This is a genomic window from Stenotrophomonas sp. 93052_Sma (genome assembly GCF_056481145.1).
The window spans coordinates 329,587-348,632 of sequence record NZ_CM151134.1; the positions used below are offsets into that span (position 1 = coordinate 329,587).

Annotated in this window: 13 protein-coding genes and 3 pseudogenes; 7 read left to right on the forward strand and 9 right to left on the reverse strand. The window is 67.2% G+C overall.

Going from position 1 to position 19,046, the window contains the following annotated elements:
- Nucleotides 1–6: 6 nt before the first annotated feature.
- Nucleotides 7–1,340: pseudogene (locus tag ACZK2V_RS01475) on the reverse strand (MFS transporter).
- 223 nt (nucleotides 1,341–1,563) lie between these two features.
- Here ACZK2V_RS01475 and yedA point away from each other — a divergent pair.
- Both yedA and rarD read left to right on the forward strand, forming a co-directional pair.
- Nucleotides 1,564–2,469 carry a drug/metabolite exporter YedA gene (gene yedA, locus ACZK2V_RS01480; RefSeq protein WP_032128174.1) on the forward strand — a complete coding sequence of 302 codons (906 nt, stop codon included), beginning with the start codon at nucleotides 1,564–1,566 and terminating at the stop codon, nucleotides 2,467–2,469.
- The gene (gene rarD / locus ACZK2V_RS01485; RefSeq protein ID WP_032128173.1) at nucleotides 2,466–3,362 is read left to right on the forward strand and encodes an EamA family transporter RarD; all 897 of its coding nucleotides are present in this window, start codon (nucleotides 2,466–2,468) and stop codon (nucleotides 3,360–3,362) included. The genes yedA and rarD overlap by 4 nt, the downstream gene beginning before the upstream one ends.
- Nucleotides 3,363–3,480: 118 nt before the next feature.
- Here rarD and ACZK2V_RS01490 read toward each other — a convergent pair whose 3' ends face one another.
- Complete coding sequence (locus ACZK2V_RS01490; protein ID WP_071229391.1) at nucleotides 3,481–6,306, reverse strand: TonB-dependent receptor; 2,826 nt, start codon at nucleotides 6,304–6,306, stop codon at nucleotides 3,481–3,483.
- Between the two features lie 358 nt (nucleotides 6,307–6,664).
- Between ACZK2V_RS01490 and ACZK2V_RS01495 the strand changes: the two genes are divergently transcribed.
- Complete coding sequence (locus tag ACZK2V_RS01495; RefSeq protein WP_071229390.1) at nucleotides 6,665–6,964, forward strand: YrhB domain-containing protein; 300 nt, start codon at nucleotides 6,665–6,667, stop codon at nucleotides 6,962–6,964.
- Nucleotides 6,965–7,038: 74 nt separating this feature from the next.
- On the opposite strand, the gene ACZK2V_RS01500 is transcribed toward ACZK2V_RS01495, so the two are convergent.
- The 4 genes and pseudogenes from ACZK2V_RS01500 to ACZK2V_RS01515 all read right to left on the reverse strand — a co-directional run bounded on the left by ACZK2V_RS01500 (nucleotide 7,039) and on the right by ACZK2V_RS01515 (nucleotide 11,590).
- Complete coding sequence (locus ACZK2V_RS01500) at nucleotides 7,039–8,361, reverse strand: ABC transporter permease (RefSeq protein WP_071229389.1); 1,323 nt, start codon at nucleotides 8,359–8,361, stop codon at nucleotides 7,039–7,041.
- 13 nt (nucleotides 8,362–8,374) lie between these two features.
- A complete protein-coding gene (locus ACZK2V_RS01505) occupies nucleotides 8,375–9,532 on the reverse strand; it encodes an ABC transporter permease (protein ID WP_071229388.1) in 1,158 nt (385 codons plus the stop codon).
- Between the two features lie 14 nt (nucleotides 9,533–9,546).
- The gene (locus tag ACZK2V_RS01510) at nucleotides 9,547–10,236 is read right to left on the reverse strand and encodes an ABC transporter ATP-binding protein (RefSeq protein WP_071229387.1); all 690 of its coding nucleotides are present in this window, start codon (nucleotides 10,234–10,236) and stop codon (nucleotides 9,547–9,549) included.
- Between the two features lie 102 nt (nucleotides 10,237–10,338).
- Nucleotides 10,339–11,590 (reverse strand): annotated as a pseudogene (locus tag ACZK2V_RS01515) (efflux RND transporter periplasmic adaptor subunit).
- A gap of 202 nt (nucleotides 11,591–11,792) precedes the next feature.
- Between ACZK2V_RS01515 and ACZK2V_RS01520 the strand changes: the two are divergent.
- From ACZK2V_RS01520 to ACZK2V_RS01535, 4 genes and pseudogenes are all read left to right on the forward strand, one after another.
- Nucleotides 11,793–12,689: an ABC transporter ATP-binding protein gene (locus tag ACZK2V_RS01520; RefSeq protein WP_071229385.1), complete on the forward strand. Its 897-nt coding sequence runs from the start codon at nucleotides 11,793–11,795 to the stop codon at nucleotides 12,687–12,689.
- Nucleotides 12,686–13,460, forward strand: a pseudogene (locus ACZK2V_RS01525) (ABC transporter permease). The gene ACZK2V_RS01520 and the pseudogene ACZK2V_RS01525 overlap by 4 nt, the downstream one beginning before the upstream one ends.
- A 6-nt stretch (nucleotides 13,461–13,466) precedes the next feature.
- The gene (locus ACZK2V_RS01530; RefSeq protein ID WP_071229383.1) at nucleotides 13,467–14,681 is read left to right on the forward strand and encodes a sensor histidine kinase; all 1,215 of its coding nucleotides are present in this window, start codon (nucleotides 13,467–13,469) and stop codon (nucleotides 14,679–14,681) included.
- Nucleotides 14,678–15,280, forward strand: a complete 603-nt coding sequence (locus ACZK2V_RS01535; protein WP_071229382.1) for a response regulator transcription factor — start codon at nucleotides 14,678–14,680, stop codon at nucleotides 15,278–15,280. The genes ACZK2V_RS01530 and ACZK2V_RS01535 overlap by 4 nt, the downstream gene beginning before the upstream one ends.
- Before the next feature lie 625 nt (nucleotides 15,281–15,905).
- Here ACZK2V_RS01535 and ACZK2V_RS01540 read toward each other — a convergent pair.
- From ACZK2V_RS01540 to ACZK2V_RS01550, 3 genes are all read right to left on the reverse strand, one after another.
- A complete protein-coding gene (locus tag ACZK2V_RS01540) occupies nucleotides 15,906–16,442 on the reverse strand; it encodes a cytochrome b (protein WP_012509795.1) in 537 nt (178 codons plus the stop codon).
- Entirely contained in the window at nucleotides 16,439–17,542 is a 1,104-nt protein-coding gene (locus tag ACZK2V_RS01545; protein WP_071229381.1) for a catalase family peroxidase, read from the reverse strand. Before ACZK2V_RS01545 ends, ACZK2V_RS01540 begins: the two co-directional genes overlap by 4 nt.
- A 135-nt stretch (nucleotides 17,543–17,677) precedes the next feature.
- Nucleotides 17,678–19,045: a leucyl aminopeptidase family protein gene (locus ACZK2V_RS01550; RefSeq protein WP_049398105.1), complete on the reverse strand. Its 1,368-nt coding sequence runs from the start codon at nucleotides 19,043–19,045 to the stop codon at nucleotides 17,678–17,680.
- Nucleotide 19,046: the final 1 nt, after the last annotated feature.

Here is a 19,046-nt window from a genome sequence, read left to right on the forward strand (position 1 = left end):
ACGCGCTTACTTGCGGGTGCCGTCGAGCCAGTTCGGGCCCTTGTTGGTAAGGAAGAACACATAGACCACCAACGATACCGCGATCGTCGCGGTCACGTAGATGGCGAACCAGTCGACGTGGCCGGTCTTCAGCGCGCCCTGGTACAGCAGCGGGGCGGTGCCGCCGAACAGCGAGTTGGCCAGCGCATAGCCCAGGCCCACGCCCAGTGCACGCACGTGGGTGGGGAACAGCTCGGCCTTCACCACCGCGTTGATCGAGGTGTAGCCGGTGAGGATGACGAACGCCAGCGCCAGGGTCAGGAAGGCCAGGGTGGCGTCATGCTGGTGCGGCAGCTGGGTGATCAGGTACCAGCTGTACAGCACGCCGCCGACGCCGAAGAACACCAGCAGGGTCTTGCGGCCGATGATGTCCGACAGCCAGCCGCCGACCGGCTGCAGCACCATCAGGAACGCCAGCACGCCCAGGTTGATCAGCGTGCCGGTCATCGGATCGTTGCCGGCGAAGGCGCTCTGGATCATCTTCGGGCCGTTCACCGAGTAGGTGTAGAAGGCCACGGTGCCGCCAGCGGTGATAAGAAACAGAGCAGCAGCGGCCGCCACTGGTGCACGAACAACTCGTACATCGAACCGGACTTCTTTGCCTTGCCCTCGCGCGCGGCCTCGATGGACGACTCCGACAGCGACTCGTCCATGCCACGGCGCAGCCAGAACACCACCACCGCGGCGATGCCGCCGATGCCGAAGGCGATGCGCCAGCCCCACTCGGAGATCTCCGGCTTGCCCCAGAAGGTCAGCATCAGCAGCAGGGTCAGCTGGGCCAGCACGTGGCCGCCGACCAGGGTGACGTAGTGGAAGGAGGACAGGAAGCCGCGACGGCCGGGAATGGCGGCCTCGGACATGTAGGTGGCGCTGGCGCCGTACTCGCCGCCGGTGGCAAAGCCCTGCAGCAGGCGCGCGAACAGCAGGATGACTGCGGCCCAGATGCCGATGCTGGCGGCGGTGGGGGTGATGGCGATCAGGAACGAGCACAGCGCCATCAGCGTGACCGAGACGGTCAGTGCCAGGCGGCGGCCATGGCGGTCGGCGAAGCGGCCGAAGAACCAGGCACCGATCGGGCGCATCAGGAACGTGGCGGCGAAGATCGCCCACACGTACATCGTGGAGTTCTTGTCGTCCGGCGAGAAGAACTGCGATTCGAAGTACACGGCGAACACCGAGTACACGTAGACGTCATACCACTCCACCAGGTTGCCGGCGGAGCCTTTGAGGGTGTTGGAGATCGACCTGCGCAGGGCAGCGCGGTCGTTCGCGGGTACGGCAGGTTGGGACGTGGTGCTCATCTGGGTGGGAATCCTCGATGCGGCGCGTCCGTGCGCAGGGAAAACGGCGCACGGCCTTGGGGCGGCGCGGCCGGGCAGCCCTCTTGGTACTGCATCGGCCGTCAACACGGGGTAGCAGACCAGAGCAGGGTGCATGGATGGATGACAGCGTGCCACCGTATGGGGTCCCGGACCATACTCAAAACGTCCTAGAATCCGCCTTCCCCCGGCTCCCTGGTGTGTCATGTCGGCTCCCCCCTCTTCGTCTGCGGCTGCCCCCCGGGGTGGCCTTGTCGCGCTGGCTCTGCTGCTGGTCTACGTGGTCTGGGGCTCGACCTACCTGGGCATCGCCAAGGCCCTGCACGGCGGCGCGCTACCGCTGACGATGGTCTCCGGCAGCCGCTTCATCATTGCCGGTGGCCTGATGTTCCTGGCCTTGCGCCTGTTCTGGAAGATGCCGAACCCGACCCTGCGGCAGTGGCGCAACCTGGTCATCATGGGCGTGACCATGCTGGTGCTGGGCAACGGCATGGTGGTGCTGGCCGAGCGTGAGGTGTCCTCGGGCCTGGCCGCCACCGCAGTGGCCTCGGTGCCGCTGTGGATGGCGCTGTTCTCGGCGCTGCGCGGCCAGCACGCCAGCCGTGGCGAATGGCTGGGCATCGCCATCGGCTTCCTGGGCGTGGTCTGGCTCAACGCCGGCAGCAGCCTGACGGCCTCGCCGACCGGGCTGGTGCTGCTGCTGATCGCGCCGATCGGCTGGGCCTTCGGTTCGGTGTGGGCGCGTGGGCTGGACCTGCCGGGCCCGTTCATGACCGCTGCCGGGCAGATGCTCTGCGGCGGCGTGCTGCTGGTGCTGATCGGCCTGGCGGTAGGCGAGCGCCCGACCACGCTGCCCGATACCGGTGGCCTGCTGGCGATGGCCTACCTGTGCGTGTTCGGCTCCATCGTCGCGTTCACCGCCTACGTGTGGCTGCTGCAGAACGTGCGCCCCGCGCTGGCGGGCAGCTACGCGTACGTCAATCCGGTGATCGCGGTGCTGCTGGGCGCACTGCTCAACGGTGAGCGTTTCGGCTGGCGCGACCTGTTGGCGATGGTGGTGATTCTTCTGGGTGTGGTGGTGCTGACGATGGCAAGGACGAGAAAGAAATGAGCATGGATGAGAAAGAACAACGCCGGGGCCTGCTGGTCACCGCGTCCACCTTCGTGATCTGGGGCCTGGTGCCGGTGTACTGGCACCTGCTCAACGAGGTGCCCTCGTTCCAGATCATCGCCCACCGCATCATCTGGAGCACCGTGCTGGTGCTGGGCTGGCTGCTGATCAGCTCGCGCCTGGGCTGGTGGCAGAAGATCGCCGCGCAGCCGCGTGCGCTGCCGATCCTGCTGGTGTCGAGCCTGACCATCGCCTTCAACTGGGGCCTGTACATCTGGGCGGTCAACGCCGGCCATGTCATCGAGACCAGCCTGGGCTACTTCATCAACCCGCTGGTGAACGTGCTGCTGGGCGTGCTGGTGCTGAAGGAACGCCTGCGCCGCCTGCAGTGGGTGGCGGTGGCAATGGCGGCGGTGGGCGTGGCCTGGCTGACCATCGACGCCGGTACACCGCCGTGGATCGCGCTGGGCCTGGCCTGTTCGTTCGGCCTGTATGGCCTGTTGCGCAAGCTGGTTTCGGTCGACCCGGTGGCCGGCCTGGGCGTGGAAAGCATGTACCTGTTCCTGCCGGCGCTGGCCTTCGCGATCTGGGCCGAGAACGGCCATGGCGGCGCGTTCTTCCATGGCTGGGGCTGGCGCAACGACCTGCTGCTGATCTTCGGCGGCGCAGTCACCGCCGTGCCGCTGATCGGCTTCGCCTACGGCGTGAAGCGCATTCCGCTGTCGCTGGTCGGCATCCTGCAGTACATCGCGCCGAGCCTGCAGCTGCTGCTGGGTGTGTTCTTCTTCCACGAAGCGTTCGACACCGCCAAGGCGATCGGCTTTGCCGCGATCTGGGCCGGCCTGGTGCTGTTCGTCGGCGACAACATCCGCACGATGCGCGCCAAGCGCTAGCGCCGCGTCCGCTCGGCTGACACGTGTGCACAAAAAAGAGCGGCGCCCCGAGGGGCGCCGCTCTGCTTCCATCCACAGCCAGGAGAGAGTTGGCTGTGACGGGAACGCGGTTGCAGGCTTAGAAGCGCTGCTGGTACTTCATGTACATGAAGCGGCCGATGTCGAAGCCACCGTAGTAGGTGAAGCTGCTGTTCGGCTGGCTGTACATGATCGGACCCTGGTGGTCGAAGACGTTGTTCACGCCCAGCGACACGGTGCCGTCCCACGGCAGGCTGTAGCGCACCTGCAGGTCGTGGAAGGTGTTGGAGCCCACCTTGTTGGTCGGCGATGCACTGGTGTACGACGAACTGAAGCCCGGCAGGTTGCACTCGTCCATGTACGAGCACTTCTCCTTCATGCTGGAGTAGTAGCGCGCGGTCCAGCCGATGCCGAGGTCGCCGTACTGCCAATCCAGGTTGAAGGTCGAGCGGACGCGGAAGTCGCCGCCCCAGCTGGTGCGCTGCTCCACCGGCGTGGTCGCGGCGTTGTCGTTGCGCTGCTTCAGGTAGTCGGTGTAGGTGGTGTTCCAGTTGACGGCGAACTGGCCGAACGTGGTTTCCGGCAGGCGGTAACGCACGTTGATGTCATAGCCGGCGGTTTCGCGGAAACCGGCATTGACCAGCGAGCGGTCCAGGCTGTTGACCTGGCCGTTGCTGCCACGGGTGAAGCGGCCACAGGCGGCGTCCGAACCCTGCACATAGCACTGCTCGAGAATGCTGTTGGTGGTCTCGGAGACGATGGCGTTGTTGATGCGGATCTTCCACCAGTCGAGGCTGACATCCAGGCCGGCCACGAAGTCCGGGCTGTACACCAGGCCCACGGTCCAGGTCTTGGCGGTTTCCGGCTTCAGCGCCGCGTTGGAACCCGAGTTGAAGTCGACGGTCGACTGCTGGCCCGGCTTGGTGGCAACGGTGCCATCGCTGTTGAGCTGGCGGAAGTTGGCCGGCACCTTCAGCGCCTGGCAACGGGCAGCAACGGTCGGGCTGGTGGCCGCGGTACCGAACGAGGTATCGCACGGATCGGTGAACGAATCGCGGGTACTGACGGTGCCACCGTACAGGTCATCCACGGTCGGTGCACGGAAGCCGGTGCCGTAGGTGGCGCGTACCAGCAGGCTGTCGATCGGCTTCCACTTCAGGCCGAACTTGCTGTTGGTGGTCGAGCCGAAGTTGTTGTAATCCGAGTAGCGACCGGCCACGTCCAGCGACAGTTCGCGCGCGAACGGCAGATCGGCCAGCAGTGGCACCTGCAGCTCCAGGTAGACCTCGTTGAGCGAGTAGTCGCCACGGGTCGGCTGGCCGGTGGTGCCGGTAATCTCACCCTTCTGCACCCGCATGTCCGGGGTGTAGCTGGCTTCTTCGCTGCGGTGCTCGAAGCCCATCGCGCCCATGATGTCGCCGGCCGGCAGGGTGAACAGCGAACCGGAGATGTTGGCGCTGGCCACCTTGGTGGTGCTCTTCATCTTGTCGACGAAGCGGGCGAACAGGTAGTCCTGTACGTCCTGGTTGCTCAGCGAGCCAGGGCCGGTATAACCCATCGGCGCAGCCGGGTTCCACGGCACGCAGCCGGCGATCACCGCACCCGGTGAGCCGCAGCGGGCCACGTTGCCATCCATGAAGGACGGGCCGACGGCCTGGTTGACGTGCGGCTGGTACATGCTGCCGGTACCGATGCGCTCGCCTTCATTGCGGTTGTACATGTAGCTGACGTTCCAGTCCCAGTACCGCGAACCGGTTTCGAAGCTGCCTTCCAGGCCGATGCTGGCGCGCTTGGTCTCCAGATTGTTCTCGGTGCCGCGCGGCAGCTCCTCGGAGCGGTGCGCGAACAGCACATCCTGGCCCCACAGGTTGAACGTGCTGTCCTTGGACAGGGCGGCACGGCTGCCGTTGCGCGCCTGGGCGGCGCTGACCGAGTACGGGTAGCCGGCCAGCTGCTTGGTCGATTCGCGCTTGCTGTACAGCGCGTCGGCGACGATGCGCAGGTCGTCGGTGATCGAGAAGCCGCCGTTGGCGAACACCGAGGTGCGCTCCAGGCCGGTCAGCAGGCTCATGTTGGTCTTGCTGTTGGCACCATCGGCCGGATCCGGCGCGTGGAAGTTGCCCTTCTGGCTCGGATCGCCGCCCGGGCCCACGGTCAGGTTCTTGCCACCGACGGTGACGTAGCCCCACGGGGTGTTGCCGTTCAGGTTGTCGGTCGGGTGGCGCGGGCCGTTGGGATAGCGGCTGAACTCGCGATCCTTGCCCAGCACTTCGTCTTCCTTGGTGCGCTCAGCACCCACGGTGAACCAGCCGCGGTCGAAGGTCTTGCCGAAGGTGGCGCTGTAGGAGCGCTTCTGGCCGTCACCCTGGCCGTACTGGCCGACATAGACGCTGGCTTGGCCACCGTCGAAGTTCTTGCGGGTGATGATGTTGACCACGCCGGCGATGGCGTCCGAGCCGTACAGCGCGGACGCGCCATCGGTCAGCACTTCCACGCGCTCGACGATGGCCGACGGAATCGAGGCCAGGTCGGAGTAGCCTCCGGCGCTGACGCCCATGCGGCGGCCGTCGATCAGCACCAGGCTGCGTTCCGGGCCGAGGTTGCGCAGGCTGACGTACATGCCGCCGAAGTCGCGCGAGGAGGTCAGCGAAGACGCGCGGCCCATGCTCGGCGAACCTGCGGCGGGAATGTCCTGCAGGATGTCGGCGACGTTGACGTAGCCCTTCTTCTCGATCTCGGCGCGGTTGAGCGCGATCACCGGCTGTGCGGTCTCGACACTGGCCTGGCGGATGCGCGAGCCGGTGATTTCGATGCGGTCGAGAGTGGTGGTGGCGTCGCCGGTGCTCTGTGCGAAGGCGGGGGTGGTGCAGCTGGCGGCCAGCGCGATGACGATCGCGTTGCGCAGCGGAGTGGTTTTCAGGGACATCCGTGAAATCTCGTGTTTCAGGAAAAACATGCGCCCGTTCTATGGGCGCGTGGGGTGCTGCAAACCAACGTGGGGGGCGCGATTCTAGAATGTTTCCATTCGTAACTGTTTGTCTCGACGCCGATAGAAGTGCGCGAAAATGAATCGCAACCAACAATCCACAGATGCGCTGTGCGCTGCGTCACGCGCGCTGCGTTTGCGATGGGCAGAGGCATCGATAGCGGCACAAACCCGGCATGCTTGAGCGGTTGCGACAACACGTCGCAGTGCACAACCATGCCCAGGCGCTCTTCAGTTGCGACGCGCCCACCTGCATGGAATGCTCGTCTCGTTGTCACCGAACGAAGGAGATGAAGGAGTGATTCATCTTGAAGAGGCACGCCGTCGCGTGGAGGCTGCACTTGTCGACGACGAAGAACCGGTTGTCATCACGAACGAGCATGAGGTGGTCGAAGGCTGGCTGTTCTGCTTCCAGTCGTTGCGCTACCTGCAATCCGGCGAGATCTCAGACGCGCTGGCCGGCAATGGGCCGATCTTCTTCGACAGGCAGACGGGCGAGCAGCACGCGCTGGGCACGGCATATGCGCCTGAAGAAGCCCTGCGTCAGCATCTGGCACTGCGCGCCCTGCCGTCTGATGCCGCGGCGGCGGATTTCTGAGTTCGGCAACGAAAAAGGGACGGAGCTTTCGCTCCGTCCCTCTGCAGGATGCGCAGTCTGTCGCTGCGTGATGCTCAGGTTTCGCGCAACGCCGTGGTGATCGGCAAACGCGCCGCGCGCAGCGCCGGGAACAGGCCGCCGACCAGGCCGATGCCCAGCGCCCATTTCAGGCCGGTCCACAGCAGTTCCGGCGACACATGGAACTTGAACACCACTGCGCTGAAGTTGCTGCCGATGGTGGACACGCTGTAGCCATTGAACAGCAGCCATGCCACCGCACACCCCAGCAGGCCGCCGAGCAGTGCCAGCAGCATCGTCTCCAGCATTACCGCCGTCACCACCGGCAGGCCGCGGAAGCCGATCGCGCGCATGGTGGCGATCTCGCGCGCACGCGTGGCGACCGCCGCGTACATGGTGTTGAGCGCGCCGAACACCGCACCGACCGCCATGATGGTGCCGATCACCTTGCCGAGGATGTCGATCAGCTTGGTCAGCCCGCCGCCCTGCTTGCTGTAGTAGACGCGGGTGGTTTCCACGTCCAGTTTCAGGCGCGGGTCGGCGGCGACGGCGGCCTTGAACTGCTCGAAGCCGGCCTTGCCATCGGTGCGCACGCTGATCGACTGCCACGCACTGCGCTGGTAGGTGGTGGCCAGCGTATCGGCGTCGGTCCACAGTTCCGAATCATGCGCATCGCCGGTGGCGAACACACCCACCACGGTCCAGGTCTGGTTGCCCAGCGTCAGCGTCTTGCCAACGTCCAGATCGCGGAACTGGCCCTTGGCGCCCTGGCCGACCACGATCTCGCGCAGGCCGGTGGCGAACGTGCGGCCTTCGACGATCTTGACCTTGTCATGCAACGCCCACGCCTGCGGGCCGACGCCGCGGAACTGCGCGTTGACGTCGGTGCCATCAGACTTCGATACCAGGTTGACCACCTGCGACAGCTCCGGTGACAGCAGCGGCCGGCCTTCGGCATCGCGGCTGATGCCGGGCAGGGTGGACAGCGTCGGCACCTGTTCGCGGGTGATGACCGAGTTGATTTCGGCCTGCGAGCCGCCGCGCAGCACGATGGCGGTGGTGTCATCGCCGGTGTTGTTGAGCGTGGCCTGGAAGCCTTCGCCCATCGCCAGCATCGCCACCAGCACGCCGACCACGCCAGCGATGCCGACCACGATCACCGAGGACGCGCCCCAGCGCTGCGGCAGGCTGGCCACGCCGATGCGGGTGGCGGCCAGTGCAAGTCGCCCACCGCGGGTCAGCAGCAGCCACAGTGCCACCAGCACGGCCACGGCCAGCACGCCGATCCACGGCAGGCTGATCCACAGCACCAGGCCGATCACCAGCAGCAGCACCGTCACGCCGTTGCCCAGCCACTTCTTGAGTTTGCTCTTGAACATGTCTGCGTTCTCCTCAGCGGCCGGCCAGTGCGTCGACGATCTTCAGGCGCTTGGCACGCAGCGCGGGCAGCAGGCCGACAATGGTGCCGATCAGCAGCACCAGGGCGACGCCCAGCAGCCAAGTATTCCACGGCACATGCGCGGGCAGCACGCCGCCGAAGTTCGCGGCCACCACCGGCAGCACCAGCGAGGCCAGCACCATGCCGAGCAGGCCGCCAAGGCCCACCAGCAGCACCGACTCGATCATCACCAGCGACAGCACGGTGCCATCCTTGAAGCCCAGCGTCTTCAGCGTGGCCAGTTCGGGCACGCGCTCGCGCACCGCCTGCGCCATGGTGTTGCCGGTCAACAGCAGCAGGGTGAAGAACACCGCACCCATGATCGACGTAACGATCATGCCGATGTCCGCGAACTGCTTGACGAAGGCCTGCTGGAACGCCGATTCGGTCTGTGTCTTGGTCTCGTGGTCGGAGTTGGCAGAAATCGCATCGATGGCCTGCGCCACCCGCGAGGACTGGTCAGGGTTGTCCAGGGTGATCGTGTAGTAGCTCACCTGGTTCTTGATGTAGTCGTTGGATTCATCGAAGTACTTCCAGTTCATCATCAACTGGCGTTCTTCGTTGCCCGCTTGTGTGCGGTCCTTCGAGCGGAAGATGCCCTTCAGTTCCAACGGCCAGTCATTGCTGCCGCCACGCGGGAAGATGGTTGCCTGCAGCGGGATGGTGTCGCCGATCTTCCAGCCGAACTGCTTGGCCAGCGTTTCGCCGACGATGGCGCCGGTGCGGGTCTGCTTCCAGTCTTCCAGCTGCGCCGGATCGATCTGCAGTTCACGGTAGACGTCGAAGTAGTTGGGTGACACCGAGAAGTTCGGGAAGAAGTTCTTCGGGTCCTGGTAGATGCCGCCGAACCACATGCCGTAGGCCACGTCGCGCACGCCGGCCACCTGCCGCACCTGCGCTTCCAGGCGGATCGGCAGCGATTGGGTGATCGACAGTCGTGAGGCCACCACCAGCCGATTGGCGCCCTCCACGCTGCCGCCGGAATTGAACGCCACGCGGACCGAATCGAGCATGCCGAACAGCAGAAAGGCGGCCACCACCGAAAGCAGGGTCAGCAATGTACGGGTGCGGCTGCGGAACAGCTGCGCCCACACCAACGAGAAGTATTTCATCGCCGTGGCCTCCGTCAGTGGGCCAGCGGCGCGTCGGCCAGCTCGCCCTTGTCCAGGTGCACCGTGTGCGTGGCGTACTCGGCGGCCTTCGGGTCATGGGTGACCATGATGATGGTCTTGCCATGCTCGCGGTTGAGCTGCTGCAGCAGGCCGAGGATCTCCTCGGCGGACTGGCGGTCGAGGTCGCCGGTGGGCTCGTCGCAGATCAGGAAGGTCGGGTCGGAGACGATCGCCCGCGCGATCGCCACGCGCTGCTGCTGGCCGCCGGACAGCTCATTCGGTCGGTGGTTGCGGCGGTCGGCCAGGCCGACCAGGGTCAGCGCGATCTCGGCATTGCGGCGGCGCTGCGCGGCATTGAGATGGGTCAGCAGCAGCGGCAGCTCCACGTTCTTCTGCGCGGTCAGCATCGGCATCAGGTTGTAGAACTGGAACACGAAGCCGACGTGGTGGCTGCGCCAGGTCGACAGCTGGCCGCCGCTCATCTGGTCGATGCGCTCGCCTTCGATGCTGATCTCGCCGCCGCTGGGGTTGTCCAGGCCGCCGATCAGGTTGAGCAGGGTGGTCTTGCCTGAGCCGGACGGACCCATCAGTGCGACGAAGTCGCCGCTGGCGATGTCCAGGTCGATGCCGTGCAGCACCTGCACCTTTTCGGGGCCGCGCTGGTAGGTCTTGGTGATGTTGCGCAATGAAACCAGGGTCGACATGGGTGGTTCTCCACGGAAGGCGGGAAACGGGGAAGCACCACGGCGGTGGCCGCAGGCATGCGTCGAGCGGTGTTGCCGGCGGCGCCCGCAGGCGCCAGGCCGTTACTGCGCTTGTTTCTGTTGCACCTTGGCGCCGTCGCGCAGGGTGTCCGGCGGGTTGACCACCACCGATTCACCCGCGCTCACGCCCTTGAGGATCTGGCGGTCTTTGCCCATCGCCTGGCCGGCCTCGACCGTGCGCTGCTGTACGCGGTTCTCATCACCCAGCACGAAGGCCACCGAGACGCTCTCGCGCTGCACCACGGCGCCCGCCGGCACGCGCACGCCCTGCGGCTTGGCGGCCGCCTGCGGCTGCGCCTGCTCCAGGAAGCTGACCCGCACGCCCATCTCCGGCACGATGCGCGGGTCCTTCACCTTCAGCGCCACGCGCACCTTCACCGTGGCCTTGCCGCGGTCGGCGGTGGGGATGATGGCGATGACCTCGCCGGGAATCTTCCATTCCGGGTAGGCATTGAGCGTGGCTTCCACCGGCATCTTCGGCTGCACGCGGCCGATGAAGGCTTCGCCGACCTCGACTTCGATCTCCAGCGAGTCCATGTCGACGATGGTGCCGATGCCGGTGCGGGTGAAGCCGCCGCCGGCCGACAGCGGCGAAACGATTTCGCCGGGCTGCGCAGCCTTGGCGGTGACCACGCCGGAGAACGGCGCGCACGATGTTGTTGTCCACGCCCAGGTCGGCGATGGCCAGCTGGTCGTTGGCCACCTTGACGTTGCGCTGTGCGGTGTCCAGCTGTGCCCGCAGGCTGTCGCGCTGGGCCACCGCCTGGTCGTACTGCGAGCGCGACACCAGCTGCTGGCCGACCAGTGCCTGCAGGCGGCTGGCTTCGGCGGCGGCCTGCTTCTGCTGTGCCTCCAGACCGGCCACCTGGCTGCGTGCGGCCTGCAGCTGCGAGGCATACAGGCTACGCTGCGCGTCGGCATCGATCGGGTCCAGCGTGGCCATGATCTGGCCCTGCTCCACGCGCATGCCTTCCTCGATCATCACCTCGCGCACCTTGCCGGTGATCTTGGCCGAGACCGTGGCCATGCGCCGGGCGACCACGTAGCCGCTGGCATCGAGCACCGAACTGCTGGCGCTGCCCTGCTGGATGGCCACGGCGGGTGCGGTTTCCACCTCCACCACCGGCGCACGCCCGAACAGGAAGGCGACGACGGCGGCGACCAGCAGCACGACCACGATGATCGCGATCCACAGCCAGCGGCGGCCACCACCACTGCCACTCCCTCCGGAGGCGGGCGGCGGGGACTTGCGGTCGATACGGAGTTCCTTCAACAGCTCGGCAGAAGCGTTCATTCGTTCCATCACAGACGTTCGGGCGGGTGTGGCCGGAAGAGCGGACGGCGGCGGTTCCGGCGGTGGAGCGTGCGGCACAGCATGAAGGCAGGCACAGCGATGACGGCAGTGACAGCTGTCACCCGATGACACTGACGGCGGCAACTGCGAAATGTGACCACGGCGGCACAGGATGGCAACGTCCCCGCTACCGGTACCGCCCATGGATCCGATCGCCCCGTCGCTGGCCCGCCTGCAGCAGGTACAGGTGCGTTACCGCGACCGTACCGCCCTGCATGGCATCGACCTGCAGGTACGCGCTGGCCAAGTGCTGGCGCTGCTGGGCCGCAACGGTGCCGGCAAGAGTACCGCGATCAGCGTGTTGTTGGGCCTGCGCCGCGCCGACGCCGGACAGGTCGAGCTGCTTGGCGCTGACCCGCAGCAGCGCGCCAGCCGTATCGGCCTGGGCGTGATGCTGCAGAGCACCAGCCTGCCGCCGATGCTGCAGGTGGACGAACTGGTGGCGCAGGCCAGCGCCTGCTATCCCGACCCGATGCCGTTGCAGGAGGTGCTGCAGCGTGCTGGCCTGCAGGCGCTCGCGCGCCGCCGCTACGGCCAGCTGTCAGGTGGCCAGCAGCGCGCCGTGCAGTTCGCCATCGCGCTGTGTGGCCGCCCGCGAGTGCTGTTCCTGGACGAGCCCACCACCGGCCTGGACATCCAGGCGCGGCAGGCGATGTGGCAGGCGATCCGGCAGCTGGTGGCCGAAGGCTGTGGTGTGCTGCTGACCACCCATTACCTGGAGGAAGCCGAAGCGCTGGCGCTGCAGGTGGTGGTGCTGGAGCAGGGCCGGGTGCTGGCCGACGCGCCGCTGAGCGAGCTGCGCCTGGCCGATCGGCCGCGCCGCATCCGCTGCCGCAGCGGGTTGCCCATTGCGGACGTGCAGCAGTGGCCGGGCGTGCAGGAGGTGCAGCGCGACGCCGAGCACCTGCAGCTGCTGGCGAGCCCGGCCGAGCCTGTGGTGGCGCGCCTGCTGGCCGCCGATGCGCAGCTGCGCGAACTGGAAGTACAGGGCGCGGCGCTGGCCGACGCCTTCCTCGATCTGACCCGGGAGGCCGCATGAACACCCTGATCCGTACCGCCAGCGCGCCAGCAGCCTCATGGCGCCGCGTACTGCGCCCCTACCGCGCCGAGCTGCAGGCCGAACTGCGCCGGGCCTGGCGCACGCCGGCGTTCGCGGTGCCCTCGCTGCTGTTCCCGGTGCTGTTCTATCTGCTGTTCGGCGTGCTGCTGGGGCGCGGTCATGCGCCGTTGTACCTGTTGGCCACCTACTGCGTGTTCGGCGCGATGGCCCCGGCCCTGTTCGGCTTCGGCGTGCAGTTGGCGCTGGATCGTGAAGGCGGCCTGCTGACTCTCAAGCGCGCTGCCGATGCCGGCGGCGGCACCGCTGCTGGCACGGCTGGCGATGGCGGTGATGTTCGCGCTGCTGGTGGCGTTGCTGCTGATCGGCGTCGCGCGCGTGCTCGGTGGCGTGCAGCTGCAGGCGTTGCAGATGGTGCAGCTGCTGGCGGTGGCGGGCCTGGCGGCGCTGCCGCTGGGGGCGATTGGCCTGCTGATCGGCAGCCATGTCAGTGCCAGCGCGGCACCGGCGATGGTCAACCTGGTCTACCTGCCGCTGGCCCTGCTGTCGGGCCTGTGGCTGCCGCTGTCGGCGCTGCCCACGCTGTTCTCGACGATGGCCCCACTGTGGCCGACCTGGCATCTGGCGCAGCTGGCGCTGCCGGTGGTCGGGCTGCCGGCAGTGGGCAGCGTGGCCGGCCACCTGCTGGTGCTGCTGGCGGTCACCGTGGTCGCGCTGCTGCTGGCGCGCCGCCGCCTGCGCCGGATCGGCTGAACTGGCATGATCGGCAGCGATCGTCCCCGCCTGGATTCTCTCGTGTCGTCGAGCTGGCTTGCGTCCCTGCTGCGCCCTGCGCCGGATTCGGCCGTGGCCGAACTGCTGCGACGTGGCAAGTCGCCCTGGAGCGGAGCGATCCACCTGCTGTGGTCGGTATGGATCTTCCTCACCCCGGTGCTGGGCAATGGCTTCACGCTGCGCTGGCTGCTGCTGACCCTGCTCAGCTATCCGTTGTTCCTGCTGCTCTATGCCAGGGTGATGCTGTCGCCACGGCACCATGGGTGGCGCTATGCGCTGGGCATGATCGTGCTGGCCCTGGTACTGCTGCCCTGGTACCCCTCGGGACTGAGCTACTTCGTGTTCGGCTGCGTGATGATCCGCATGAGCGGGCGCAGCAGCTGGTGGGCGTACCTGCTGCAGCTGACCGCGCTGAACCTGCTGTTCTGCGGCACCGCGCTGTACTTCGGCTATCCGTGGCAGGCCATGGTGTGGATGCCGGCGGTGTCGTTCATCGTCGGGCTGGTGGTGAACGTGGAGGCCCTGAGCCAGCAGCGCGACGTTGCCCTGCAGCTGTCCCAGGACGAGGTGCGGCGACTGGCCACCACCGCCGAGCGCGAGCGTATCGGCCGCGACCTGCACGACCTGCTGGGGCACACGCTGTCGCTGATCACGCTGAAGCTGGAGCTGGCACGCAAGCTCTACGATCGCGATGACGCGCGTGCACGGCAGGAGATCGGCGAGGCCGAGGACATTGCACGCGAAGCGCTGGCACAGGTGCGCAGTGCAGTGACCGGCATCCGCGCCAGCGACCTTGCTGGCGAGCTGGCATCGGCGCGCCTGCTGCTGGAATGCCAGCAGGTGCATCTGCAGTACACGACGCCACCTGCGATGCCGGTGGAGGTGGAGCGCGGGCTGGCGTTGGTGCTGCGCGAGGCGGCGACCAACATCGTGCGCCATGCGCAGGCGACCCGGGTGCAGGTGGATTTCATGCTTGAGGAACGACAGTTGGCGATGCAGATACGCGATGACGGCCGTGGCGGCGTGCAGGCCGAGGGCAATGGGTTGAGTGGCATGCGTGAGCGGGCCGCAGCACTGGGTGGCCAGTTGACGCTGCAGTCGCCGCGCGGGGCGGGCACCGTGCTGACGGTACGCGTGCCGTTGATGGCCGCGACCACGCCGCTGTCGCCCACGTCGTTGGCGCAGGACGGTGCCGCATGATCCGCATCCTGCTGGCCGAAGACCAGGCCATGGTGCGCGGCGCACTGTCGGCGCTGCTGGGCCTGGAGCCGGACATCGAAGTGCTGGGCAGTGCTGCCGATGGCGAGGCCGCCTGGCGGATGTTGCAGCAGCTGCAGCCGGACATCCTCGTGACCGACATCGAGATGCCCGGCTTGTCCGGTCTGGAACTGGCGCAGCGCATCGCCCGCCAGGAGCTGCCGATCAAGGTGGTGATCGTGACCACCTTCGCCCGTGCCGGCTTCCTGCGCCGTGCGCTGGAGGCGGGCGTGCTGGGCTACCTGCTGAAGGACGCACCGGCCGAGAACCTGGCCGATACCCTGCGCAAGGTGAAGCAGGGCATCCGCGCGATCGACCCGCAGCTGGCACTGGATGCGTGGTCGCAGGCCGACCCGCTGACCGACCGCGAACGCCGCGTGCTGCGGCTGGCGGGCGAGGGCCGCACCGCCAGTGAGATCGCCGAGCAGCTGGGGTTGTCGCACGGTACGGTGCGCAACTACCTGTCCGAGTGCATCGGCAAGCTGGGCGTGGCCAATCGGATCGAGGCGTATCGGCTGGCGCGGCAGAAGGGGTGGTTGTAGGGGCGGCCTGCTGTTCCCAATGATATCGTTTCCGCGACCGCGGGTGGGTGTCACTTTCTTTGCTCGTGCACCACGCTGCAGGAGCAGCGTGGAACGGCGTAGCCGGCCCGCAGGGTGGCGCACATGGATGTGCGCCATCAAGAAAGGAACCAAAGAAACGCTCCGCCGGCCGCGAGCCGGCGCTTCGCACGCCGGTGCCCTGCGCTCCTCGGTCCGTCGAGGGACGGTGCGGGAACTCGCTGCGCTCAGACACCCGCACCTCTTCGCCCTCGCCGGACCTGCGGTGCTCGGCTCGCTCAAGGCGGACTTGAAGGGCAAGATCAACAGCTAGAGCATCCACGCATGGCGTGGATCTACTGGGTGCAGCTGTGGCATTTGACCTTGGGTCCGCCTTGAGCGAGCCGAGCATCGCAGGGGAATCAGGGGCGAAGAGGCGCCGGTGTTTGAGCGCAGCGAGTTCGGCGCCGTCCCCTGATTCACCGAGAAGCACAGGGCACCGGTGCGCAGCACCGGCTCGCGCTCTGGCGGCGCGTTTCTTTTGGTTACTTTTCTTTTCGCGTGAAAAGAAAAGCGACACCCTCCGCGGTCGCGGAAACGATCCGCCGGGAACACCCGGCGAACCCTTTCAATCCTTCCCGCGCGCCATCGCCTGGAACACCCCATCACGCCGCACCCACAGGTGGAACAGCGCCGCACCCACATGCATCAGCACCGTGGCGAACAACACATACGCCAGCAGGCTGTGCGCATTGCGCAACGCGGCATACAGCGCCGGGGTATGCGGCACGATCGGCGGCAGGTGCAGGCCGCCCCACAGCACGATCGGGTAACCGCCGGCCGACAGCATCGCCCAGCCGATCAGTGGCATTGCCAGCATCAGTGCATACAGCATCCAGTGCGAGGCTTTGGCCGCCATCACCTGCCATACCGGCAGATCCGCCGGCAGCGGTGGCGGGCGATGGCGCAGCCGGTTGTACAGGCGCAGCAGCACCAGTACGCCGATGGCGATGCCCAACGGGCGATGCAGATCGATCAGCATCGGCCGCAGATGCAACGAAGCGACCATAGTCACGCCGATGAACAGCATGGCGATGATCATCAGTGCCATGGACCAGTGCAGCACGCGCGCGAGCAGGTTGAAGTGGCCGTTGCCGGTGCTCATCTTGCGGCCTCCTTCGGTTGCTCGACGTTGCCGGTGGCGCGCTCGCGTTCGCGGCGGTTGAAGGACTGCGAATACACCGCCGAGCGGGCGGCCAGGATCGGATCGTCACTGCCACGCACGCCACTGGGCAGGATCAGCGGATCGAAGTTGATCTGGCCGCAGGCGCCTTCTTCCTGCGACTGCAGGCGGTCCAGGCTGAGCACGCCGGCCACCACCTGATCACGCGATTCGGGCCACGGTACCGACGGATCATCGATGGCATCGCCGGGCTCGGCGGTGGTCACGACCAGGTTCCAGCGCACCGGGCCGCTGGCCAGGCGCTGCTGCAGTTCCTGGCTGAGGAAATCGACGCTGGCGTTCTTGCGCGTTTCCGCATCCATCTCGACCACCGGCGCCTGCGGCTGCCAGCGCCAGCGCACCGCGCGTTTCTGGCCCTGCGCGTTGGTGAACCAGAAGCTGTTGACGCTGTTGAAGGTGGTGTCAGCCCAGCTGCTGGTCCACGGCGCGGTCTTGGCCCACTGCTGGAACGCTTGTGCACTGGGGTATTTCGCCAGCACCGCGGCCATTTTCTGCGGGTCGGGCTTGCCGGTGGCCGGGTCCGGGATGGAGGCGCGCGTCTGCGCGTAGAACGCCTCGGCGTTGGGCACGGCGAAGAACGGGAAGCTGTTCATCGCCATGCGCCATTCCTGGCCATCATCGCTGACCATCTGCACCGCGAGGCTGCGTACGCGCGCGGTGTTGTCGGCGCCGTACGGGTCGCCGCCGCCGATCGACAGGCGACCCATCACCGGCACGCGGCGCTGCGAGAACACGCGGGCGCTGGACAGGGTGGGGGCCTGCGCACTGGGTTCGAACCAACCGCTTACACACACGCCCTTGCTGTGCGCACGGCGGAAGCCCGGATGGGCCGGGCCGGTGGCCTCGATGGTGTCGGTGAAGCGCTGCGCGGTCAGGCGGCCGCCAATCCAGCCGGCCAACCAGGCGAAGGCCAGCGCCACCGCACCCAGAATGAGTGCGATCAGTGCGATCCAGAGCAGTGGGGAATGCTTGCGCGGCGCGCCCGCTGTCTGGCCGGCGCGGGTGTAGCGGAAGAGCGACATGGTCGGAGTCCTGCCTTCACGGAGCGTGTGGGTGGTCGACCCACACATCCTCGCAGAACCCTTCCAGGCCCGGTATTCAATTTTTCGTCAAGTTTGCCGGGGACGGCGTGCCGACCAAGGTCGGCACCCACCCGATCAGCTGTAGCGCTGCTTCAGCATCGCCCACGCCGAGCGCAGCGCCAGCGCTTCGCCGCCAGCCGGCCGGCCCGGGCGTTCGCCGTCGTTCCAGGCATACACGTCCAGATGTGCCCAGCGCTGGCCGTCTTCCAGGAAGCGTTCCAGGTACAGCGCGGCGGTGACCGAGCCGGCCATGCGCGAACCGGCGTTGGCCAGGTCGGCGATGCCGCTGCTCAGGTAACGCAGGTAGGGGCGCCACAGCGGCATGCGCCAGACCGGGTCGCGGGTCGCGTCGCCGGCCTGCAGCCACTGCTGGGCCACGCTGTCGTCGTTGCTGAAGAGCGCCGGCAGGTCCGGGCCCAGCGCGATGCGCGCAGCGCCGGTAAGGGTGGCGAAGTCCAGCACCAGGTCCGGTTTCTGCTCGCTGGCGAAGGTCAGCGCATCGCACAGGATCACGCGGCCTTCGGCGTCGGTGTTGTCGATCTCCACGCTCAGGCCCTTGCGGGTGGCGATCACTTCGCCCGGGCGGAAGGCATCGGGGCCGATCGCGTTTTCCACCGCCGGCACCAGCAGGGTCAGGCGCACCGGCAGGCCGCGCGCCATCACCAGGCCGGCCAGGGCCAGTGCATGCGCGGCACCGCCCATGTCCTTCTTCATGTTGCGCATGCCGTCGGCCGGTTTGATGTCCAGGCCGCCGGTATCGAAGCACACGCCCTTGCCGACCAGCACCAGTGCCGGATCGGTGTCCTTGCCCCAGCGCAGCACGACCAGGCGCGGTGCGCGGTGCGAGGCGCGGCCGACGGCATGGATGGCCGGGAAGTTCTGCTTCAGCAGTTCATCGCCGGTGATCGCCTCGACCTGCGCACCGTGCGCATCGGCCAGCGCGCGCGCGGCGTCTTCCAGCTGCTGCGGACCCATGTCTTCGGTCGGGGTGTTGACCCAGTCGCGCACGCGCAGGCTGGCGGCGATCAGGTCGGCCACTTCGCCGGTCGGCTCAGCCACCAGGCGTGCCGGTGCACGGTGGCGCTTGCGGTAGCGATCGAAGCGGTAGCTGCCCAGGCCCCAGCCCAGCTGCAGCAGCGCCAGTTCGGCGGCCGGCAGTTCGCTGGCCAGCTGCCACACGCTGCCTTCCGGCAGGGCATGCGGGGCATGCGAGTAGCTGTAGGCATCGCCACGATCACCCACGCCGATCACCGCACCGGCCAGGCCATCGGCGCCGGGCAGCAACGCCGTGGTGAAGGCACCGGCGGTGAAGCCCTGCGACGCCAGCCATGCCTGGGTGGCGGCTGGCTGGCCGTCCTTCCAGGACGCGAACTGCTCGCGGTCCAGCACGTACAGCGGCAGTGCTGCGGCGGTGTCGGCAGTGAAACCAGTGATCTCGCTCATG

Coding starts and splice junctions, on each gene's coding strand:
- yedA (WP_032128174.1), top strand. CDS start 1,564: ATGTCGGCTCCCCCCTCTTCGTCTGCGGCTGCCCCCCGGGGTGGCCTT.
- rarD (WP_032128173.1), top strand. CDS start 2,466: ATGAGCATGGATGAGAAAGAACAACGCCGGGGCCTGCTGGTCACCGCG.
- ACZK2V_RS01490 (WP_071229391.1), bottom strand. CDS start 6,306: ATGTCCCTGAAAACCACTCCGCTGCGCAACGCGATCGTCATCGCGCTG.
- ACZK2V_RS01500 (WP_071229389.1), bottom strand. CDS start 8,361: ATGTTCAAGAGCAAACTCAAGAAGTGGCTGGGCAACGGCGTGACGGTG.
- ACZK2V_RS01505 (WP_071229388.1), bottom strand. CDS start 9,532: ATGAAATACTTCTCGTTGGTGTGGGCGCAGCTGTTCCGCAGCCGCACC.
- ACZK2V_RS01510 (WP_071229387.1), bottom strand. CDS start 10,236: ATGTCGACCCTGGTTTCATTGCGCAACATCACCAAGACCTACCAGCGC.
- ACZK2V_RS01520 (WP_071229385.1), top strand. CDS start 11,793: ATGGATCCGATCGCCCCGTCGCTGGCCCGCCTGCAGCAGGTACAGGTG.
- ACZK2V_RS01530 (WP_071229383.1), top strand. CDS start 13,467: ATGATCGGCAGCGATCGTCCCCGCCTGGATTCTCTCGTGTCGTCGAGC.
- ACZK2V_RS01535 (WP_071229382.1), top strand. CDS start 14,678: ATGATCCGCATCCTGCTGGCCGAAGACCAGGCCATGGTGCGCGGCGCA.
- ACZK2V_RS01540 (WP_012509795.1), bottom strand. CDS start 16,442: ATGAGCACCGGCAACGGCCACTTCAACCTGCTCGCGCGCGTGCTGCAC.
- ACZK2V_RS01545 (WP_071229381.1), bottom strand. CDS start 17,542: ATGTCGCTCTTCCGCTACACCCGCGCCGGCCAGACAGCGGGCGCGCCG.
- ACZK2V_RS01550 (WP_049398105.1), bottom strand. CDS start 19,045: ATGAGCGAGATCACTGGTTTCACTGCCGACACCGCCGCAGCACTGCCG.